Annotated in this window: 19 protein-coding genes and 1 riboswitch; of the genes, 8 read left to right on the plus strand and 11 right to left on the minus strand. The window is 68.1% G+C overall.

Going from position 1 to position 20401, the window contains the following annotated elements; translation table 11 throughout:
• Positions 1-96: 96 nt before the first annotated feature.
• On the plus strand, positions 97-1017 hold the full coding sequence (locus HV783_RS01090) for a complex I NDUFA9 subunit family protein (RefSeq protein WP_054501777.1): 921 nt from the start codon (positions 97-99) through the stop codon (positions 1015-1017).
• A gap of 64 nt (positions 1018-1081) precedes the next feature.
• Here the strand turns inward: HV783_RS01090 and ruvA are convergent, their stop codons facing one another.
• The 6 genes from ruvA to HV783_RS01120 form a co-directional block, all read right to left on the minus strand.
• Positions 1082-1654, minus strand: a complete 573-nt coding sequence (gene ruvA / locus HV783_RS01095) for a Holliday junction branch migration protein RuvA (protein ID WP_006393160.1) — start codon at positions 1652-1654, stop codon at positions 1082-1084.
• A 90-nt stretch (positions 1655-1744) separates the two neighbouring features.
• Positions 1745-2293, minus strand: coding sequence for a crossover junction endodeoxyribonuclease RuvC (gene ruvC / locus HV783_RS01100; RefSeq protein WP_049071645.1), 549 nt, complete (start codon positions 2291-2293; stop codon positions 1745-1747).
• Positions 2293-3882 (minus strand): bifunctional phosphoribosylaminoimidazolecarboxamide formyltransferase/IMP cyclohydrolase, encoded by a 1590-nt coding sequence (purH, locus tag HV783_RS01105; protein WP_175142077.1) that lies wholly within the window; start codon positions 3880-3882, stop codon positions 2293-2295. Before purH ends, ruvC begins: the two co-directional genes overlap by 1 nt.
• 103 nt (positions 3883-3985) lie before the next feature.
• Entirely contained in the window at positions 3986-4225 is a 240-nt protein-coding gene (locus HV783_RS01110) for a helix-turn-helix domain-containing protein (RefSeq protein WP_006217670.1), read from the minus strand.
• A gap of 36 nt (positions 4226-4261) precedes the next feature.
• Complete coding sequence (gene dusB / locus HV783_RS01115) at positions 4262-5287, minus strand: tRNA dihydrouridine synthase DusB (protein ID WP_162876769.1); 1026 nt, start codon at positions 5285-5287, stop codon at positions 4262-4264.
• An 82-nt stretch (positions 5288-5369) separates the two neighbouring features.
• Positions 5370-6539 (minus strand): UbiH/UbiF/VisC/COQ6 family ubiquinone biosynthesis hydroxylase, encoded by a 1170-nt coding sequence (locus tag HV783_RS01120; protein WP_175188548.1) that lies wholly within the window; start codon positions 6537-6539, stop codon positions 5370-5372.
• A 79-nt stretch (positions 6540-6618) separates the two neighbouring features.
• On the opposite strand from HV783_RS01120, the gene HV783_RS01125 reads away from it, so the two are divergent.
• The gene (locus tag HV783_RS01125; protein WP_054501774.1) at positions 6619-7083 is read left to right on the plus strand and encodes a TM2 domain-containing protein; all 465 of its coding nucleotides are present in this window, start codon (positions 6619-6621) and stop codon (positions 7081-7083) included.
• Positions 7084-7142: 59 nt separating this feature from the next.
• Here the strand turns inward: HV783_RS01125 and HV783_RS01130 are convergent, their stop codons facing one another.
• A complete protein-coding gene (locus HV783_RS01130; RefSeq protein ID WP_175188550.1) occupies positions 7143-8486 on the minus strand; it encodes an aminopeptidase P N-terminal domain-containing protein in 1344 nt (447 codons plus the stop codon).
• A gap of 134 nt (positions 8487-8620) precedes the next feature.
• Positions 8621-8818: riboswitch (yybP-ykoY riboswitch) on the plus strand.
• 43 nt (positions 8819-8861) lie between these two features.
• Here HV783_RS01130 and HV783_RS01135 point away from each other — a divergent pair.
• The 5 genes from HV783_RS01135 (at position 8862) to HV783_RS01155 (ending at position 16035) form a co-directional block, all read left to right on the plus strand.
• Positions 8862-9866 carry a sodium:calcium antiporter gene (locus HV783_RS01135; protein ID WP_054501967.1) on the plus strand — a complete coding sequence of 335 codons (1005 nt, stop codon included), beginning with the start codon at positions 8862-8864 and terminating at the stop codon, positions 9864-9866.
• A 454-nt stretch (positions 9867-10320) separates the two neighbouring features.
• A complete protein-coding gene (locus HV783_RS01140; RefSeq protein WP_026382636.1) occupies positions 10321-10653 on the plus strand; it encodes a hypothetical protein in 333 nt (110 codons plus the stop codon).
• 420 nt (positions 10654-11073) lie between these two features.
• A complete protein-coding gene (gene mgtA / locus HV783_RS01145) occupies positions 11074-13881 on the plus strand; it encodes a magnesium-translocating P-type ATPase (RefSeq protein WP_175188552.1) in 2808 nt (935 codons plus the stop codon).
• Between the two features lie 92 nt (positions 13882-13973).
• Positions 13974-15080, plus strand: coding sequence for a porin (locus HV783_RS01150; protein ID WP_064523852.1), 1107 nt, complete (start codon positions 13974-13976; stop codon positions 15078-15080).
• 82 nt (positions 15081-15162) lie between these two features.
• Complete coding sequence (locus tag HV783_RS01155; RefSeq protein ID WP_116793588.1) at positions 15163-16035, plus strand: cytochrome c oxidase assembly protein; 873 nt, start codon at positions 15163-15165, stop codon at positions 16033-16035.
• A 72-nt stretch (positions 16036-16107) separates the two neighbouring features.
• Here HV783_RS01155 and galU read toward each other — a convergent pair whose 3' ends face one another.
• The gene (galU, locus tag HV783_RS01160; RefSeq protein ID WP_054501770.1) at positions 16108-16959 is read right to left on the minus strand and encodes a UTP--glucose-1-phosphate uridylyltransferase GalU; all 852 of its coding nucleotides are present in this window, start codon (positions 16957-16959) and stop codon (positions 16108-16110) included.
• Between the two features lie 73 nt (positions 16960-17032).
• Between galU and HV783_RS01165 the strand changes: the two genes are divergently transcribed.
• Positions 17033-18541: a M48 family metalloprotease gene (locus HV783_RS01165; protein ID WP_372416752.1), complete on the plus strand. Its 1509-nt coding sequence runs from the start codon at positions 17033-17035 to the stop codon at positions 18539-18541.
• A 33-nt stretch (positions 18542-18574) separates the two neighbouring features.
• Here HV783_RS01165 and HV783_RS01170 read toward each other — a convergent pair whose 3' ends face one another.
• From HV783_RS01170 to HV783_RS01180, 3 genes are read right to left on the minus strand one after another with little or no spacing between them, the layout of a single operon-like run.
• A complete protein-coding gene (locus HV783_RS01170; protein WP_054501768.1) occupies positions 18575-19675 on the minus strand; it encodes a YheT family hydrolase in 1101 nt (366 codons plus the stop codon).
• 12 nt (positions 19676-19687) lie between these two features.
• Positions 19688-20110: a YybH family protein gene (locus tag HV783_RS01175; RefSeq protein WP_054501767.1), complete on the minus strand. Its 423-nt coding sequence runs from the start codon at positions 20108-20110 to the stop codon at positions 19688-19690.
• 34 nt (positions 20111-20144) lie between these two features.
• A complete protein-coding gene (locus tag HV783_RS01180) occupies positions 20145-20357 on the minus strand; it encodes a zinc-finger domain-containing protein (protein WP_054432911.1) in 213 nt (70 codons plus the stop codon).
• Positions 20358-20401: the final 44 nt, after the last annotated feature.

A 20401-nucleotide genomic window follows, 5' to 3' on the forward strand; every position in this document is an offset into this window, starting at 1 on the left:
CGGCGGGATATCGTCCGGCGCTTTGGCCGCCTGCTTGCGGAGGCGGCGCACGCAGGGCAGAATCGGGCCTGAATCCTGAAGAACAGGGGCTGCTCCATGCGTATCCTTGTCATCGGCGGCACTGGCTTCATCGGCCGTCATCTCATCGCCCGGCTGGCGGGCGGGCAGCACCAGATCCTGGTGCCCACCCGCCGTTATGGCCAGGGGCGAGAACTCCAGATGTTGCCCACCGTCACCCTGCTCGCCAGCGACGTGCATGACGACGACGCGCTCGACCGCCTGGTGAGCGGTTGTGACGCGGTCGTCAACCTGGTGGGCATCCTGCATGGCAATTCGGGCCGGCCCTATGGCTCCGATTTCGCGCGGGCCCATGTGCACCTGCCGCAGCGCATCGCGCGCGCCTGCCGCCGCCAGGGGGCGCACCGCCTGCTGCACGTCAGCGCGCTGGGCGCCGACTCCAACGGCGCCAGCATGTACCAGCGTTCAAAGGGCGACGGCGAGGCCGCCATCAAGCAGGAGCTGGCCGACTGGCGCGAGGGCGGCTGGACGATCTTCCGCCCGTCGGTGGTGTTCGGGGCCGACGACAGCTTCACCAACATGTTCGCGCGCCTGGCGCGTTGGCTGCCCGTGCTGCCCTTGGCCGGCGCACACGTGCGCATGCAGCCGGTGTTCGTGGGCGACGTGGTGACGGCGATGCTGGCGACGCTGGGCAACACCCACACCTGGGGCAAGACCTATGAACTGGGCGGCCCGCAGGTCTACACGCTGGGCGAGATCGCGCGCCTGTGCGCCGGTTGGGGCGGCAACCCGCGCCCGGTGGTCAGCTTGCCGATGGGGCTTGGGCGGATGCAGGCCATGCTGTTCGAGTGCCTGCCGGGCCAGCCCCTGATGTCGCGCGACAACCTGGATTCCCTGCGCCACGACAATATCTGCGGCGCGCCGATGGCGCCCGAATTGAACGTGGTGCCGACGGGACTGGAAGCGGTGGCGCCCGGCTACCTGGCGCAGGCGCGTTAGCCGGCGCCGCGTCACGCGGGCTTCGCCCGGGCGCTTGTGGCCCGGAACCGAGCCGCGGGCCTGTTCAGCGCACCAGCGCCTTCAAGGCCTGCTTGATGCCGTCCGACACGCCCACGCCTTCGGGCAGCGTCTTCAGGGCCGACAACGATTCCTTCTCGGAGTACCCCAGCGCCAGCAAGGCGTTCAGGATGTCGGACTGGTTGTCCTGCACCGGATGCGCGGTGGCGCCGATGTCCGCGCCCAGCTTGCCGCGCATTTCCAGCAGCAGGCGTTCGGCGGTCTTCTTGCCGATGCCGGGCACGCGGGTCAGGCGGCCCGATTCCTGCAACGTGATGGCCTGGGCCAGGTCGGCCACCGACAGGCCGGAAAGCACCGACAGCGCGGTGCGCGCGCCGATGCCGCTGACCTTGATCAGTTCACGGAAGGCGCTGCGTTCGCCCGCGGTGGCGAAGCCGTAGAGGATGTGGGCGTCTTCGCGCACCGTCAGGTGCGTGTACAGCGTGACGCGCGCGCCGGTTTCCGGCAGCGAGTACAGCGTGCTCATGGGCACGTCGATGTCATAGCCCAGACCGTTCACGTCCACGCAGACGGTGGGCGGCAGTTTCTCGATCAGGGTTCCGGTGATGCGTCCGATCATGGTGGCAATGGCCTGGCAAAAGAGGGGGCCGCGTCAGTCGCGGCGGATGCGGGGATTCTATACGGGTCCGCGCGAAGCGGGGGGCGGGGCTCAGCCGAGCAGGCGGCCGTTGCGCAGGCGGGTCTTGCCGCTCAGGCTCAGGCGCGTGCCCAATTCCGTCAGCCGGTCCTGCAAGGGGCCGACGTGGGCGTGGCAGATGGCGCAGGCCAGCGCGTCGGCCGAGTCGGGGGCGGGGGTGCCGTCCAGCGCCAGCAGGTGCTGCACCATCATCTGCACCTGTTCCTTGGCCGCGCGGCCGGTGCCGACCACGGCCTTCTTGATCTGCAGCGCGGTGTACTCGTGCACCGCCAGCGAACTGTCGGCCAGCGCGCACAGCGCCGCGCCGCGGGCCTGGCCCAGCAGCAGGGTCGAGGCCGGATTGGTGTTCAGGAAGACGATTTCCAGCGCGGCCACGTCGGGTTGCGTGTCGCGCGCCACCTGGCGCAGGTTGTCCAGGATGACCTTGAGGCGTTCGGACAGCGTCAGCGCCGGCGGCACCACGATGGTGCCGCTGGCGACATAACGCAGGCGCGGGCCGTCGGCATCGATCACACCGAAGCCGGTGCGGCGCAGGCCGGGATCGATGCCGAGGACGCGCATCAGTGGCGGAAGTGGCGGGTGCCGGTCAGCACCATGGCGATGCCATGCTCGTCGGCCGCGGCGATGACTTCGTCGTCGCGCACGCTGCCGCCGGGCTGGATCACGCAGGTCGCGCCCGCGGCCACCACCACGTCCAGGCCGTCGCGGAACGGGAAGAAGGCGTCCGACGCCACCGCCGAGCCCTTCAGCGTCAGGCCGGCGTTCTCGGCCTTGATCGAGGCGATGCGGGCCGAGTCGATGCGGCTCATCTGGCCGGCGCCGACGCCCAGCGTCATGCCGCCGCCGACGAACACGATGGCGTTGGACTTGACGTACTTGGCGACCTTCCAGGCGAACGCCAGATCGTTCATTTCCTGCTCGGTGGGCTGGCGCTTGGTCACGACCTTCAGGGCGTCGCGCGGCACGTTGTAGGCGTCCGGACTTTGCACCAGCCAGCCGCCGCCGACGCGCTTGACGTCGAAGGCGTTCTGGCCCGTGCCCATCGGCACTTCCAGTACGCGCACGTTCTTCTTGGCGGCCAGGATGGCCAGCGCGGCGCCGTCATAGGCCGGGGCCAGCAGCACTTCCAGGAACTGGGCGCTGACGGCTTCGGCGGTGGCGGCGTCGACCGGGCGGTTGAAGGCGATGATGCCGCCGAAGGCCGAGGTCGGGTCGGTCTTGAAGGCCTGCTGGTACGCGCCCAGCGTGTCGGCCGCGACCGCCACGCCGCAGGGGTTGGCGTGCTTGACGATGACGCAGGCGGGCGCCTCGAAGCTACGCGCGCATTCCCAGGCGGCATCGGCATCGGCGATGTTGTTGTACGACAGTTCCTTGCCCTGCAGTTGGCGGTAGTTGCCCAGCAGGCCGGCCGGACGCTGCGCGTCGACGTAGAACGCGGCGGTCTGGTGCGGGTTCTCGCCGTAGCGCAGGGCCTGCTCCTGTTTGACCTGCAGGGTCAGGGTGCGGGGCCATTCCTGGCGCGCCGGCACGGCGTCCTGCGCCGGTTCGGCGTCGGTCAGGCTGGTCAGGTAGGCGGCGATGGCGCCGTCGTAGGCCGCGGTGTGGGCGTAGACCTTGGCGGCCAGCGCCAGGCGCAGGCCGTACGAGGTGCCGCCGCCCTGGTCCATTTCGGACAGCACGCGCGAGTAGTCGACCGGGTCGATCACCACCGTCACGCCGCCGGCCTCGGTGCCGTGGTTCTTGGCGGCGGCGCGCAGCATGGCCGGGCCGCCGATGTCGATGTTCTCGACCGCATCGGCGAAGGTGCAGTCGGGCTTGGCCACCGTTTCGCGGAACGGATACAGGTTGACCACCAGCATGTCGATGCGATCGATGCCGGCCGCCTTGATGGTGTCCATGTGCTCGGCGCTGTCGCGGCGGGCCAGCAGGCCGCCGTGGATCTTCGGGTGCAGCGTCTTGACGCGGCCATCCAGGATCTCGGGCGAGCCGGTGTGGGCGGCCACTTCGGTGACGGTCAGGCCGGACTCGGCCAGCAGCTTGGCGGTGCCGCCGGTCGACAGCAGGCGCACGCCGCGCGCGGCCAGGGCGCGGGCAAATTCAACGATGCCGGTCTTGTCGGACACCGAAAGCAGGGCGGTTTCGATTTTCATGGTGAGGGACGGGAGTGGGGCGCGGGCGCCTGTCTCGCTTCAGGTCGGGATGGGAAATCTGTCATGCGGGGCGCGCCAGCCGGCCCGCCCGCGCGGCGATGCGCTATACCTGGATGTTATGGGCCAGCAGTTTCTTGCGCAGGGTGTTGCGCGTGATGCCCAGCATTTCGGATGCCCGCGACTGGTTGCCGCCGGACCGTTCCAACGCCACTTCGAGGACCGGGCGCTCCACGCAGCGCATCACCATGTCCCACATGTCGTGGGGCTCGGATTCGCCCAAGTCTTCGAAATAGCGCTCCAGGCTGGCGCGCACGCATTCTTCCAGGACATCTTTCTTGCTCATCGGAGTACAGATATTTTTATGTTGGTGGTGAGGCGGTTATGCCGCCAGCAGGGCTTTCGCGACAGGCGCCGGGTTGGGGTTGCCGTCACGGGAAAGATTGAGGAACCATTCCGACACCGCCCGCCACTGGTCGCGGGTGTTGTCGATGAGGTTCATGCGGTCGCGGAACGAGTCCGCGCCCGGCAGGCCGTCCAGATACCACCCTATGTGCTTGCGCGCCGTGCGTACGCCGGTGTGTTCGCCATAGAAGCGGTAGTGGTCGTCGAGATGTTCGAGCAGCAGTTCGCGCATTTCCCCATAGCTGGGTGGGGCCAGTGTTTCGCCCGTGCGCAGGTAATGGTCGACCTCGCGGAAGATCCAGGGACGCCCTTGGGCCGCCCGGCCGATCATGACCGCGTCGGCGCCAGTGTAATCCAGGACGCGCCTGGCCTTTTCGGGCGAGTCGATGTCGCCATTGGCGATCAGCGGGATTTTCAGCTCGGCGCGGACGGCGCGGATAGTGTCATATTCCGCCTCGCCCGTATAGAGGTCGGCGCGGGTGCGTCCATGCAGTGTCAGGGCGGCGATGCCGGCGTCCTGGGCCAGTCTGGCCACGCGCAGGGCGTTGCGGCTGTTGCGGTCCCAGCCGGTGCGGGTCTTGAGGGTGACCGGCACCCCCAGCGGCGCGCAGGCCTCGACCACGGCGTCCAGGATGCGGGCGATCAGGTCTTCGTGGCGCAGCAGGGCCGAGCCCGAGGCCACGTTGCAGACCTTTTTCACCGGGCAACCCATGTTGATATCGATGATGCGCGCGCCCTTGTTGGCGTTGAACACGGCGGCCTCGGCCATCATGGCGGGGTCGGCGCCGGCGATCTGCACCGAAATGGGGGCGATCTCGCCGTCGTGGTTCAGGCGCCGCGAGGTCTTGACGCTGTCCCACAGCTTGGGGTTGCTGGCGGCCATCTCCGAGACGGCGTAGCCGGCCCCCAATTTCTTGCAGAGCTGTCGGAAAGGACGATCCGTCACGCCCGCCATGGGCGCGACCAGAACGTTGTTGGGGAGAGTCCACGGGCCGATGCGCATGGTCACATTTTAACCGGCTCGATCGAACCCTCTTTTTTCGTCCGCAACAGCTTGGTAACAGGCCGACGAAAAAAGGGGAGGATCAGGCCCGGAAACCCTGCAGCAGATGGCGCGCCAACGGCGCCCGCAGCGGCGCGGCCAGATCCAGGCCCAGCAAGGCCAGGCCACAGGCGTGTTCGATCGGCGCCAGGCCGGTGGCGAAGATGCGCGGCATCAGGTCGGTGACGCCGGCGGTGATGAGCCGGTCGACCTGGCGCGCGCGGGCGAAGTCTTGCAACGCCTGGGTGGGACTGGCGTTCGGCTGGGCCAGCCAGCCGCCCAGGGACTGGGCCAGCCGGGCGGCGTCGCGCAGTCCCAGGTTGAGTCCCTGGCCGGCCACCGGGTGCAGCGTCTGCGCCGCATTGCCGATCACGGCCACGCGGCCCTGCACCAGGCCGCGGCGCGCGCTCAGCGCCAGCGGGAAGACATGACGCGGCGCCTGGCACGTCAGGCGGCCCAGGCGGTCGCCAAAGGCCGCCGTCAGCGCGTGCGAGAAGGCGGTGTTGTCCAGCGCCGCCAGTTCGGCCGCGCGCCCGGGCGCGCTGCACCAGACCACCGAATAGGCGTCCGCCGTCTGCGGATGCGGCAGCAGCGCCAGCGGCCCTTCGGCGGTGAAGCGTTCCCAGGCCCAGCCACGGCGCGGCAGGCTGGCGTGGGTGGTGGTCAGCAGGGCGTGCTGACCGTAGTCGCGGCGCACGTCGCTGCCTCCGGCCCCGTCGGATTGCACGGCGATGCGGCAGCTAAGGGCGGTGTCGCCCTGGCTGATGCGCACGCCGTCGGCGTCCTGGCCGTCGACCACGGCTGGCGGACCGGACAGCAGCGTGACGCCGCTGGCGGCCACGCATTCCTCCAGCCTGGCGTGCAGCGCCGAGTAGGCGACCACGCAGCCGAGCTGTGGCACGTTGAAATCGGTGTTGCGGATCACGCTGCGGCCAAGCCGGCCGCGCTGGGAAACGTGGATATTGAGGATGTCCGCCGCCTTGGCGGGCCAGGCGCGCAGCGATTCGAGCAGCACCCGGCTGCCATGGTTCATCGCCAGCACGCGCGGATCGGCCGCGGGAATGGCGGCGGCTGGCGTCGCGGCGGCCGGGCTGGCGCCTTGCAGCAGGGCGATGCGGGAGGGGTCCGGCGCCACGCGCGCCAGCATCAACGCCAGGACACGCCCCACGGGGCCGGCGCCGAGAATCGCAATGTCGAAGGCGGAGATAGTCATGTCGCGATTTTACCTGTCCACTACAATCCGGGTCTGCCGGCGCGGCTTGGCGCCCGGGACCCTTCACCGGTTGATTGATATGACGCAGCTCGAGGCTTCTTCTTCGCTGTCCGCCGCAATCCCGCGCCGCCCTCGCGGCAAGGTCGCTGTCGGCCTGCTGGCCTGTCTGTTCGGCTGGCTCGGCGCTCATTGGTGGTACCTGGGCCGGCGTTACGCCTGGCTGGTGACGACGCTGTCCCTGCTCAGCCTGTTCTGCGCGTTCCGCTACTACCCGGTCTGGTACGACAACCCGGCCTTTTTCCTGGTGTTCATTCCCATGATCGACGGCTTCATCGAGAGCGCGGTGTTCTCGCTGATGCCCGACGAGAAGTTCGACCGCCGCTACAACCCCGGATTGCCGCCGTCCCCCAGGACCGGCTGGGGGCCGGTGCTGGTGGCCATCCTGGCCTGCCTGGTGGGCGCCACCGTGTCGATGTTCGCGATCGCGATGGTGGTGGTCTACGTCTGGGTGGCGATGGGCTGGCTGGACGGCCTGACGCTGTAGGTCCGGGGCCGCCCTCACGAGCGCGGCCGACGCCATGCCGGCCTGCGCGCGCCGCTCGCTCATTCGCGCATCAGCGCCTCGATCTCGCCGGCCTGCACCGGCACGCCGCGAGTGATCAGCTCGCAGCCCTCGTCCGTCACCAGCGCGTCGTCCTCGGTACGGATGCCGATGTTCCAGTAGGCCTCGGGCACATCGTCGGCCGGACGCACATAGATGCCCGGCTCGATCGTCAGCATCATGCCGGTTTCCAGCTTGCGCCATGGGCGTTCCGCGCCGGCTGCGCCGCCCGGCTGGCGGTAGTCGCCCACATCGTGCACGTCCAGGCCGAGCCAGTGGCCCGTGCGGTGCATGTAGAAACGGCTGTAGTCGCCCGACTCGATCACGCCGTCCAGCGACCCCTTCAGCAGTTTCAGGTCCAGCATGCCCTGGGCCAGCACCCGCACCGCGGCTTCATGGCCGTCGTTCCAGCCGCGGCCGGGCGCGGTTGCCTGGGCCGCGGCCTCCTGCGCCGCCACCGTCAGGTCGTACAGCGCGCGCTGCGGGCCGCTGTAGCGGCCGTTGACCGGAAAGGTGCGGGTGATGTCGCTGGCGTAGCTGTCGACCTCGCAGCCGGCGTCGATCAGCACCAGGTCGCCATCGCGCAGCACCGCCTCGCCGGCAGGGTAGTGCAGCACGCAGGCATTGGCGCCGGCCGCGACGATGCTGTTGTAGGCCACTGCCTGAGCGCCATGGCGGCGGAATTCATACAACAGCTCCGCTTCCAGTTCGTATTCGCGCATGCCGGCGCGCGTTGCTCGCATGGCGCGCGCATGGGCGCCGGCGGAGATCTTGGCCGCCCGCCGCATCGCGGCGATCTCGCTGGGGTCCTTGATCAGCCGCATTTCGGCCAGGATCGGCCGGATGTCCTGTTGCCGCGTGGGAGGCTGATGGCCGCCGCGGCTGGCCTCGCGCGCCGTCGCCAGCCAGCGGTGCAGGCGGCCGTCGGTACGCTTGTCGCCGGCCAGGGGCGCGTACAGGGTGGGCTGGTCCAGCAGCAGTCGGGGCAGCAGTTCGTCGAGCGCGTCCAGCGCGTGCGCGTCGTCGAAGCCGAAATGCTCGGCCGCGGCCTCCGGGCCGAAGCGCCGGCCTTCCCAGATCTCGTGCTCGATATGGCGCGGACGGCAGAACAGCAGCGCGCGGTCGGTGGCGCCCGCGATCAGCACCAGCCAGGCGCCGGGCTCGGTGAAGCCGGTCAGGTAGAAGAAGTCGCTGTCGTGCCGGTAGGGGTACTCGGCGTCGCGGTTGCGGATGGCTTCGGGCGCGGTGGCCAGGACGGCGATGCCGCCGCCATCGGCGCGCATTCGCGCCATCAGGCGCTGGCGGCGGGCGGCGAAGGGAGCGATATCGGTGGGAGGCAGGCTCATGGGCAAGGGGGCGCAAGGCCCGGCGGGAAGCTGTGGTGCCGTTTACTTTACCCGTCGTGCCGCCGATGCGACAGTCTGGCGGCATTCCCGCGCCCGACGCATGGATTCACTGGACTGTCACGGACGGGCTGCTACAATCGCGGCACTGTCATTGGGGAGTAGCCATCCTTTGTCCCCAAAGGAGTTAGCGTCAACAGACTTGGTGGTTCGGTGCCGCGTAGCGGTAGCCAGAACTCCATGGCGCTAACGGTCTCCATGTCGCGGCCCGCCCGCGCATGGATCAGCCAGGCGAGACCTTTGGCCGCGTTGCGTTCACCCTGGCCGGGCGAGCCGCAATGTCGCGCCAATTGGTTTCTGCTCGTCCGGCTCGTCTATATGTTGCTCACCCTTTTCCTGTTTTTCCTGTCTGCGGCGGTGATCTACCTCGCCTGCGAATTCTTCGTCAATGGCGTCGAATGGGTCGGACACCGCTTCCAGCTCGGCGCCACCGCGACCGGCACCGTGCTGGCCGCCTTCGGTACCGCCCTGCCGGAAAGCGCAGTGACCTTCATGGCCGTGGTGTTCGGCGACACGCCCGAACAGAAAGATATCGGCGTTGGCGCAGCCATGGGCGGGCCGCTGGTGCTGGCGACGCTGGCCTACGCCGTGGTCGGCCTGGCCCTGTGGCGTGCGCGTCGCGGCCAGCCCGCGCAAGCCGACTGTATCAACGCGGACCAGCGCCGGCTGGCCCGCGACCAGGCCTGGTTCATGGGCATCTTCGTCTTCAAGGTCGGGCTCGGCCTGCTGGCCTTTGCCTGGAAGCCCTGGCTCGGCATCCTGTTCCTGGCGACGTACGGCCTGTACATCAAGCGCGAACTGAGCAACGACGAAGACTGCATTGACTGCGAAGACCTCGAGCCGCTCAAGCTGCGGCCGCGCGACGACAATCCGTCGATGTTCTGGGCCGCGACCCAGACGCTGCTGGCGCTGGTCGTGATCGCCGGCGCCTCGCACGTGTTCGTCAACCAGATCGAGGTGCTCGGCATTGCCATGGGCGCCTCGCCGCACGTGGCCGCGCTGCTGCTGGCGCCCGTCGCCACCGAACTGCCCGAGATCATGAACGCGCTGATCTGGGTGCGCCAGGGCAAGGAGCGCCTCGCGCTGGCCAACATCTCCGGCGCCATGATGATCCAGGCCACCATCCCCAGCGCGCTCGGCATCTTCCTGACGCCCTGGCTGCTCGACGGCCCGCTGCTGGCCGCCGGCCTGTTCACCATGCTCTCCATCGGCCTGCTGTGGCTGCGCTTCCGTCGCGCCGGCATGAGCGTGCCGGCGCTATCCGCGGTGGGTGGTTTCTACGCCTTGTTCGCGGCCTACCTGGGCTGGCACTTCTACGCCTGACGAGTCGGGAAGGGTTTGAAGGCGCGGGACGCAACCGCCCCGCGCCTTTTTTGCACCGAAGAGGCATTTTCTGCCCAGAAACCTTGTCCATCAGTGGAAACCCGCGTAAAATCTTGCCCGTTATCCATCCCAGGAGCAGTCTTCGTGAATACCGATTCCGGCGAAAGTAGTCGATCTTGCATCGACGTCGCTGTTTGACAGGACCACGCAGAACTCCATCTGCCGCAGCCTGTTGAACAGGTTGCGGTTGTATCCCAAGCCCCGGGCTTCTTGCCGGGCAGCAGCGCAAGCCCACGGCTTGCCGGGATTCTCCCCAACGTAAACCGCCAGAACCGCCGCTAGTCGCAGCGCCCGCGTTCGTGCACGCCTTTTTCGTGCCCGCCCGCCATGCGCCGTGTGCCTGCGTGCGCGCGTATGCGCGAAAGCCGCTCCCCATTACGCAATGGAGGCCGCTATGCGTTTCTTCGACTTGTTCCTGCGCCGCGCCGGCGTGGACCGCGCCACCGCCATGGGCCGCCGCCGCGGCACTTCGCGCCTGACGGTCATCTGCCCGCGCGATGAACTGGGCGCCCTGCGCAAGCAGATCTGCCTTGACTTCAGCGCGGCCGGACTCGACGTGTCGCAAGTGCAGATCGACCAGGGCCGCGACCCCGGCATGGCTTCGGCCTGCATCACCGTGAACTGCCCGCCTGAGCTGCGCGGCGAACTGATGTCGCAAGCCCGCCGGCTCAGCGCCAACCCCGCTGTGCGCCACGTGCATTTCGGCGCGCAACCGCTGGCGGCCTGACGCCGCCGTCCGCCAATCCAGGAGAGACCATGCCCAGTGCCTTAGACCCCGAGCCTCGATTGCGCCTTGTGCGCGGCGCCGGCCTGCCTGTCTGACCCGTCCTCTCCCTTGCGAGCCGACTGGCCGGATAGTCACCCGGTCTGTACGGAATCCGCAGCCCTGAACCCCCGGCCAGGCCCGCTCCGCGCGCGCCGGTTCCGCCGGCCCCGGTTCTTCCGCTAGTTTCCCGTTCCGCCTTCCGCACCCGGCGCGCCTCGACGCGATCCGGACACCGGCAACATCGCCCCGGTGCCTGCGCACGCCTGTACGTGGCGGAAACGGCCTGCTTTGCGCGGGCCGCGGCCCCGTGCTGCCCGCGCAAAGGCATGGCGGCGGGCAGCCCGTGTCTTCCAGAACAACACCAATAACTGGAACACTCCGATGTTCAAATTCCTGAAGACCTTCTTTTCCTCCGCGGCCGGGCTGCGGCGATCGGGGCGCCATTTTCGGCGTTCCCCCATGCTGGAGCAGGGCGGCGCGCAACTTGCCACCGCGGCCGATTCTTCTGATGCCGCGCGCCGCGCCAACCGTCGCATGCTCGATGTGGCGCGCATGGATTTCGATGTGCTGTTCTCGATGTTCCGCAGCGGCCGCGGCGGCTTGTCCGAAGTCCAGGCCGATGAGGCCCGCGCGCGCTATGGCGCCAACGAAGTCGACCACGAAAAGCCGCTGACCTGGTACGCCCATCTGTGGCAATCGTTCCGCAACCCCTTCAACCTGCTGCTGACCGGCCTGGCATCGCTGTCGTGGGTCACCGACGTGTACATGGCCGAGCCCGACGACCAGTCCTGGAAGGGCGTCATCATCATCGGCTCGATGGTGGTGATCTCCACACTGTTGCGCTTCGTGCAGGAGCGCCGCTCCAACCGCGCCGCCGAGGCCCTGAAGGCGATGGTGCAGAACACCGCCACGGTGCTGCGCAGCGACGCCGCCGGCATGGGCGAGGGCGATGCGCGGCGCTTCTTCGGCGCCACGCTGCACGCTTCGGGCTCGCGCCAGATCGAGGTGCCGCTGGCCGAACTGGTGCCGGGCGACGTGGTGCTGCTGTCCGCGGGCGACATGATCCCCGCCGACTGCCGCATCCTGGGCGCCAAGGATCTGTTCGTGGCCCAGGCGGCCCTGACTGGCGAATCGCTGCCGGTCGAGAAGTACGCCATGCAGCGCGTCGAGACCGCCAACGCGCTGGAACTCGAGAACATGGCCTTCATGGGGACCAATGTGGTCAGCGGCTCCGGCACCGCCTTGGTGGTGGCCACCGGCGCCGGCACCTACTTCGGCCAGTTGGCCGGGCGCGTGACGCAGACCTCGCGCATGCCGACGCAGTTCCAGCAGGGCATCAACCGGGTCAGTTGGGTGCTGATCCGCTTCATGCTGGTGATGGCGCCCATCGTGCTGCTGATCAACGGCTTCACCAAGGGCGACTGGCTCGAGGCGCTGCTGTTCGCGCTGGCGATCGCGGTCGGCCTGACGCCGGAAATGCTGCCGATGATCGTCACGGCCACGCTGGCCAAGGGCGCGGTGCGGATGTCGCGGCGCAAGGTGGTGGTCAAGCGCCTGGACGCGATCCAGAACCTGGGCGCCATGAACGTGCTTTGCACCGACAAGACCGGCACGCTGACGCAGGACCGCATCGTGCTCGAACGCCACACCGACGTGTATGGCGCCACCAGTGACGACGTGCTGGCCTACGCCTATCTCAACAGCTACTACCAGACCGGCCTGAAGAACCTGCTCGATGTGGCCGTGCTGCGTCACGCCGAGGTGGAACGCAAGCTGGACCTGGCCGCGCGCTACCGCAAGATCGACGAGATTCCGTTCGATTTCTCGCGCCGCCGCATGTCGGTGGTGGTCAGCGAAACCGAGAACGGCCGCGAGCACCACGAACTGATCTGCAAGGGGGCGCTGGAGGAAATGCTCTCCGTCTGCAGCCGCCTGCGGATCGGCAAGGACGTGCATCCGCTGACGGACGCGCGCCGCGCCGACATCCGTCGCGTCACCGCCGACCTGAACCGTGACGGACTGCGCGTGATCGCCGTGGGCGTGCGCGAGCTGCCGCCGACCCAGCAAGCCTATGGCGTGGCCGACGAGGCCGAACTGGTGCTGGTCGGCTACATCGCCTTCCTCGATCCTCCAAAGGAATCCACCGGCCCGGCGCTGGCCGCGCTGCGCGGTTCCGGCATCGAGGTCAAGGTGCTCACGGGCGACGTCGAACTGGTGACGCAGAAGGTCTGCCGCGAAGTCGGCTTCGAGGTCCGCAAGGTCTGCCTGGGCGCCGACATCGAGGCCATGGACGACGACCGGCTGGCCGTGGCGGTGCGCGAGGCCAATGTGTTCGCGCGCCTGACGCCAGCGCACAAGGAGCGCATCGTCCGCATGTTGCGGGCCCAGGGCAACACCGTGGGCTTCATGGGCGACGGCATCAACGACGCGCCGGCCCTGCGCGCCGCCGACGTGGGCATTTCGGTGGACTCGGCGGTGGATATCTCGAAGGAGGCCGCCGATATCATCCTGCTGGAAAAGAGCCTGATGGTGCTGGAGGACGGCGTGATCGAGGGCCGCAAGACCTTCTGCAACATGCTCAAGTACCTGAAGATGACGGCCAGCTCCAATTTCGGCAACGTCTTCTCGGTGCTGGTGGCCAGCGCGTTCCTGCCCTTCCTGCCGATGCTGCCGATCCACCTGTTGTTGCAGAACTTGATGTACGACATCTCGCAGACCGCGATCCCGTTCGACAATGTCGACGAGGAGCTTCTGAAAAAGCCGCAACAGTGGGATCCCGCCGGGCTGGGCCGCTTCATGGTTTTCTTCGGCCCCATCAGCTCCATCTTCGACATCACCACCTACGCGCTCATGTGGTACGTATTCCAGGCCAATGCGCCCGAGCACCAGACGTTGTTTCAGTCCGGCTGGTTCGTCGAAGGGCTGTTGTCGCAGACGCTCATCGTGCATATGATCCGCACACGCAAGATCCCGTTCCTGCAAAGCCGCGCCGCATGGCCGTTGATGCTGATGACGGTCATGGTGGTCGGGCTGGGCCTGTTCCTGCCGTTCTCGCCGCTGGCCGAGTACTTCCAGTTGCAGGCGCTGCCGTGGAGCTACTTCCCCTGGCTGGCCGGCATCCTGCTGAGCTACTGCGTGCTGACCCAATTGCTCAAGGGCGTGTGGGTGCGCCGCTACGGCTGGCAATAGTCACTATTGATACACCTGGCGGTGGGCAGGCGCCCACCGTCGATTCAATACCACCGGCGGTGGCGGTGCCACCCCGGATTCTGGAGATAAGCATGAAAATCTCGACTGTTGCCACGACGCTCGTGGCGGGCGCGGCCAGCCTTCCCCTGACGGTCTGTGCGGCCGGCGATGGCCCGGGCGTCCAGCTCTACGGCGTGGTGGATGCGGGCATCGCCACCACCCACACCTCCGGACAGGGCACCCACAATGGCATCCTCAACGGCGGCCTGACCGATTCCCTCTGGGGCCTGCGCGGCACCGAGGACCTGGGCGACGGCTGGAGCACCCGTTTCCAGCTTGAAAGCGGCTTCGACCCGTCCACCGGCAAGCGCGCCGATGACGACCGACTGTTCAACTACGGCGCCTGGGTCGGGCTGGCCCACGACAGCTACGGCGACCTGCGCCTGGGGCGCCAGTACACCGTCGGCAAGACCTACGGCAACGCGCTGGAGCTGGCCTCCTGGAAGGAGATGGGCATGGGCGCCACCTTCAAGGCCTCGGACAACTACCAGTTCAGCAACCTGGTCAACTACTACACGCCGACCTGGCAGGGCTTCCAGGCGGGCGTCGGCTATTCCTTCGACGCCGACGACGGCGACCGCTTCAAGACCGCGGCCAACAACCGCGCCCTCAGCCTCGGCCTGAAGTACGAGGACGGCCCCTTGCTGGCGGTCGCCACCTGGGACCAACTGCGCCTGGCCGAGCCGGTCGAGGGCAGCAACGGCCGGCCGCAGGCGGTGCAACTGGGCGCCTCCTACGACTTCGAGGTGTTCAAGGTGTCGGCGGGATGGTCGCGCCAGCGCAACGGCTACGTTGGCCTGGACGGCGGCGATCCGGACAACCTGGGCCGGAACCTGGGGCCGGCGGCCTTTGCGCGCGGCGGCACCGTCGACGCCTGGCTGCTGGGCGCCAGCATGCCGGTCGGCCACGGCACGGTGGTGGTGCAGTGGTCGCTGGCGCGTCCCGACTGGAAATGGGAGGATGGTTCGAGCGCGCGCAATGCGCAATTGGTGACATTGGGGTATACGTATGACCTGTCGCCGCGCACCACGCTCTATGCGTTCGCCGGCTACGCGTCCAATTACACCCTGGACAACCAGTTCGACCCTGGCCATTCCCACACGTCGCGCTTCGGTACGGGTATTTCGCACCGGTTCTGAGCCGTACAGGGGGCGGCCGGGTCTACTACAATCGACCCGGCTGCGTGTTACGGCCCGCCACGCCCCCGTCGGCATTTTCCGGATGACCCGCATGGACAGTCTCGAATGGCTCATACCCTGGGAGTTCTCTCCCACGCTGGTGGCCTCCTTCCTGGTGGCCATCGTGCTGTTCGTGCGCGGCCAGCGCGTGCACCACGTGACGGGCGCGCGCCGCGCGCTGTTCTGGCTGGGCATGGTGCTGCTGTATCTGTCCATGCACACGCGCCTGGACTATTACGCCGAGCGCATGTTCTTCATCCACCGCATCCAGCACCTGGTGCTGCATCACCTCGGCCCGCTGCTGGTGATGGCGGCCTTCCCCGGGCAGGTCATGCGCGCCGGGCTGCCGATGTCGTGGCGCATCCGCCTGCGTGATTTCCTGCGCACCGGCGCAGGCCGGGCCACCGTGGCGGTGCTGACCAACAAGATCTTCGTGCCGGCCCTGTTCGTGTTCCTGGTGCTGGTCTGGCTGATTCCGTCGGTGCAGTTCTATTCCATGCTCGACTGGCGGCTGTACCGGCTGATGAACTGGTCCGTGGTCATCAGCGGCTTCATGTACTGGAACCTGATCCTGGACCGCCGTCCCGCCCCGCCGGCCGCGATGACGCCGGGCGGCCGGGTGATCTCGCCGATCCTGACGATGCTGCCGCAGATGGTGGCGGGCGCGGTCATCGCCTTCACAGAAAGCGACATCTATCCCCTGTTCGAATTGTGCGGTCGCGCCATTGCCATGTCCGCGCAGACCGACCAGACGATCGGCGGGCTGACCATGTGGATCCCGGCGGCGCTGGTCGAGGTGATCGGCCTGATGGTGGCCCTCGGGACCCTGATGCGGCTGTCGGCCAAGGGTCGCCTGCGCAAGGCCGACCGCGACGCCATGGCGCGCGCCCGGGGGCGCCGCGCGGCTTCCGCCTGAGCGCCGCTCCAAAAGCGTCGCGAGCGCCGCAGGGGCGCTCGCGTCGGGTCTGGCGGGCGGGCGCCGGCCGCCTTATTGCGGCAGCAGGCCGTGGTACTTCCGGCCCAGCGCCACCGTGGCCTCGAACATGCCGGCCTTGTTGCCACAGTCGTAGCGCGTGCCTTCGTAGCGGTGCGCGTACACGGCGCGCTCGCGCATCAGCGAGGCGATGCCGTCGGTCAACTGGATCTCGTTGCCGGCGCCGCGCTTGGTCGAGCGCAGGTGGTCGAAGATCGCCGCTTCCAGCACGTAGCGGCCCACCACCGCCAGCGTCGACGGCGCATCCGCGGGGTCGGGTTTTTCCACGATGTGGGTCACGCGCTCGGTGCGGCCGTCGGCATGGCTGCTGTCGGCCTGGGCCGCGACGATGCCGTACTTGCGCGTGTCTTCGCGCGGGACATCCTGCACACCCAGCACGCTGGCGCTGCGGGCCACGGCCACATCCACCAGTTGCTTGATGGACGGCGTATCGGCGTCGATCAGGTCGTCGGCCAGCAGCACGGCGAAGGGTTCATCGCCCACGGCCGGGGCGGCCGACAACACGGCATGGCCCAGACCCAGCGGCGCCGATTGGCGGATATAGAGGCAATTGACGTGGGCGGGTAGAATGCCCCGCACCATTGCCAGAAGCTCATGCTTGCCCTTGCTTTCGAGATCGGATTCGAGCTCGGGAGCGGAGTCGAAATGGTCTTCGATGGCGCGCTTGTTGCGGCCGGTAACGAAGATCAGGTCGGTGATGCCGGCGGCGACGGCTTCTTCGACTGCGTACTGGATCAGCGGTTTGTCGACGACGGGAAGCATTTCCTTGGGCATCGCCTTGGTGGCGGGCAGGAAGCGCGTACCCATGCCCGCGACAGGAAAAACGGCTTTACGGACGGGGCGCATTTAAACCTCATAAGGGGCAATCGATGAAACATTTTAAGCGCATCGCTATCATAGGTTCATGAATCGCAGAAAAATGCCATCCATTTGCTCGATTGCGCAGCGGGGCGCGATCGCCGGACTCTGTGTCGCCCTGGCCGCGCCGGCCCTGCCGGTCACGGCCTGGGCCCAGCCCGTGGGCCTGCCCTCGATGGGCGCGGCTTCCTCCGCGGAGCTCTCGCCGATGCTGGAACGCAGCCTGGGCGAGGCGATCATGTCGCAGGGGCGCCGTGACCCGACCTATGTCGATGACCCCGAACTGAGCCAATATCTCACCACCATGGGGCGCAAACTGGCGGCCTTCGCGCCCGGCGCGGTGCCCGAAGTCGAGATGTTCGGCGTGCGCGATCCCGAGATCAACGCCTTCGCCATGCCGGGCGGCTTCATCGGCGTGAACACCGGGCTGATCGTGTCCTCGGGCAGCGAATCGGAACTGGCGGCGGTGCTGGCGCATGAAATCGGCCACGTGGTCCAGCGCCACATCGCGCGCGGCATGACGCAGCAGAGCCAGAACAGCATGGTCATGCTGGCCAGCCTGGCGGGTGCGCTGCTGGCAGCGCTGGCCGGCGGCGGCGGCAACCTGGCGATGGGCGTGGCCGCGTTCGGCCAGGCCGCCGCCATCAACCGCCAGCTGGGTTTTTCGCGCGACGCCGAGCGCGAGGCCGACAGGGCCGGTTTCACCATGCTGACCAAGGCCGGCTACGACGCCGAAGGCATGGCGCAGATGTTCTCGCGCCTGATGAACGCCTCGCGCCTGAACGAAGGGGCGGGCGGCGGCTCCTGGGCCAGCACCCACCCGCTGTCTATCGAGCGGATGTCCGACGTGCAGAACCGCGTGCGCTCGCTGCCGCCCTCGCGACACGTCGACAGCGACGATTTCTGGTACGTGCGCGCCAAGATGCGCGTGGTGCAGGGCCGCGACGCGGTCAGCCTGCGTTCGGCCACGCAGCAACTGCAGGACGAGGCCCAGGCCCTGTCCGGGGTGCGCCGCTCCGCCGCCTACTACGGGCTGGCGTTGCAGGCGTTCCAGCGCAACAACCTGGACGAGGCCGAGCGCCAGTTGGGCCTGGCCGCGGCCGACGGGCGCGAGTCGGCGCAGATGGCCAGGCTCTCCGTCGACATCGCGCTGGCGCGCAAGGACAACCGGCGCGCGCTGGACCTGGCGCAGGCCGCCACCAAGCGCTGGCCCGAACAGCGCGCGCTGGGCATCGCCTACGCCTCGGCGTTGCAGAGCAACGGCCGCCATGCCGAGGCCCAGGACTACCTGCGGGCCAAGATCAAGCAGTGGGGCAGCGACGAGCCCAGCCTCTACCAGATGCTGGCGCACAGCGAGGAGCGCACCGGCAAGCCGGTGCAGGCGCGCCGCGACCTGGCGCGTTATTACGTCCTGACCGGCGCCTTCGCGGCGGCGGAATCACAGTTGCAGCAGGCGCGCGGCATGTCGAGCGATTTCTACGAGCAATCGCAAATCGACGTGCAGATCAAGGAAGTCAAGGACAAGCTGGCCGAAGAACGCCAACTGCTGGAACGCTTCAAGTCGGGCTGACGCCGTGGACGGGCCGCCGACGCGTTCCGGCGCCTACAGCCCGGTCTCGAAGAAGCGCCCGAGCCGTTGCGGCAGCCAGCCCAAATGGGCCGGAAAGGCGCCGGTCGGAAAGCCGGCGTGGCCGCCATCGGCGGGCTGGTGCAGCAGGATGGTGGGCGAGCACTCGTCCGGCTTGGGCAGCGCGCTGGCCGGAATGAACGGATCGTTCAGCGCATTCAGCACCAGCGTCGGCACCGAGATGCGCGGCAGCCACGGCTTGCTGGACGCCCGCGTCCAGTAGTCCAGCGCATTGCGGAACCCGTGCATCGGCGCGGTGTAGGCGTCGTCGAAGTCGCGCAGGTCACGCGCGTGGGCGATGCGCATCACGTCAATGGCGCCGGGGTAGCGATGGGCCTTCTCCAGCACCTTGTGCTTGAGGGTCTTGAGGAAGTGGCCCGTGTACACCTTGCGGTTGAAGAACCCCGTGGACAACGTCTTGCCGCAGGCCACCAGGTCCAGCGGCACCGAGACGCCCGCACAGGCGGTCAGCCAGCCGGTGTCCTCCTGGTGCTCGCCCAGGTATTTCAGCAGCGCATTGCCGCCCAGCGATACGCCAACGGCGTGCCAGCGCGCATGCGGGATGCGGTTGCGTACCGTGTTCAGCAGGAAGCCGACCTCGGCTGAATCACCCGAGTAGTAAGCCCGCGCCAGGCGGTTGGGCACGCCGGAGCAACCGCGAAAGTGCGCGATGACCACGATCCAGCCGCGCGCCCGGAAATGGTGCGCGATGGATTGCGCATAGCGGCTGTTGCTGCCGCCCTCCAGGCCGTGGAACAGCAGCAGCGCGGGCGTGTCGGCCGTCTGCGGCAGCGACTTCCAGTCGGCGTCGGTCATCCAGCGCGCGGCGGCGGTCTTGCCGTTGGCCACGGGCTGTTGACCGCTCACGGGCGCGCCGTTGGCGGCCTTGTGCGGGAACAGCCCCGGCCCGGTCCAGTCGAAGTCGACGAAATCCGTGTCGGGCGTCTCCACCCGGTCGCGCACGAAGGCGATGCGGTGGTACTGCGCGAACAGCGCGGCGTACACCGTCTGGGCATCGCCTCCGGGCAGCCAGGACGGAACAGGGCAGGGCGTTGTGTCGAAACGTGCAGCAGCCAAAGTCGACCCGGATCAGTGCAGCATGTCGGGCACGTCGTGCAAGTCGAGCACCCCGGCTTCAGTGGGCGCCGACGAGGCGTGGTGCATGACCATGCGCCAGCCCGTGGGGCCCTTGTGATAGATGTTGGTGGCGTAGCAGTTGGCGAACTGCGTGCCTTCCCGTGTGCGCACCGCGACCTGCTCGACCAGCACGTGCACCGCGCACATCATGCTCAGCATGACCAGCGGGCGCAGCGGCCGGATGTGCAGGGGACCGTTCGCCAGCACGTGTTGCCAGGACTCGTGCACAGCCGAGTGGCCGACGACGCGCAGGCCTCCCGGGTGGATGCAGACGACTTCCTCGTCGTCCGCCCACACTTGCATCAGGCGGACGGTGTCCCCCTGCTCCAGGGCTTCGTAGAACGCGTGTTCTGCTTCTTCGGGCGTGGCGAACATGATGGCGGGGCGGATGGCTGTTGAGCGGCGATTCTCAGTGGTGGCCGTGCAGCACGGTGCCGGGCTTGAGCTTGTACTCGGCGCCGCAGTAGGCGCAGCGCGCCGAGCCGTTGCGGGCGACGTCCAGGAATACGCGCGGGTGCATGCTCCACAGCGGGGCCTTCGGACCCGGACAGAACACAGGCAGGTCTTCGGCGCCGACTTCGATGACTTCGTGGGGGGCGGCGGCCGGGGCAGCGGCGGTCATGGAATTTCCTGAATAAAAAATACCGGTGAATCGGTAGGTTGGGG

Origin of the sequence: Achromobacter dolens (genome assembly GCF_902859745.1) — a bacterium.
In the GTDB taxonomy this organism is placed as follows: Bacteria; Pseudomonadota; Gammaproteobacteria; order Burkholderiales; family Burkholderiaceae_B; genus Achromobacter; species Achromobacter dolens.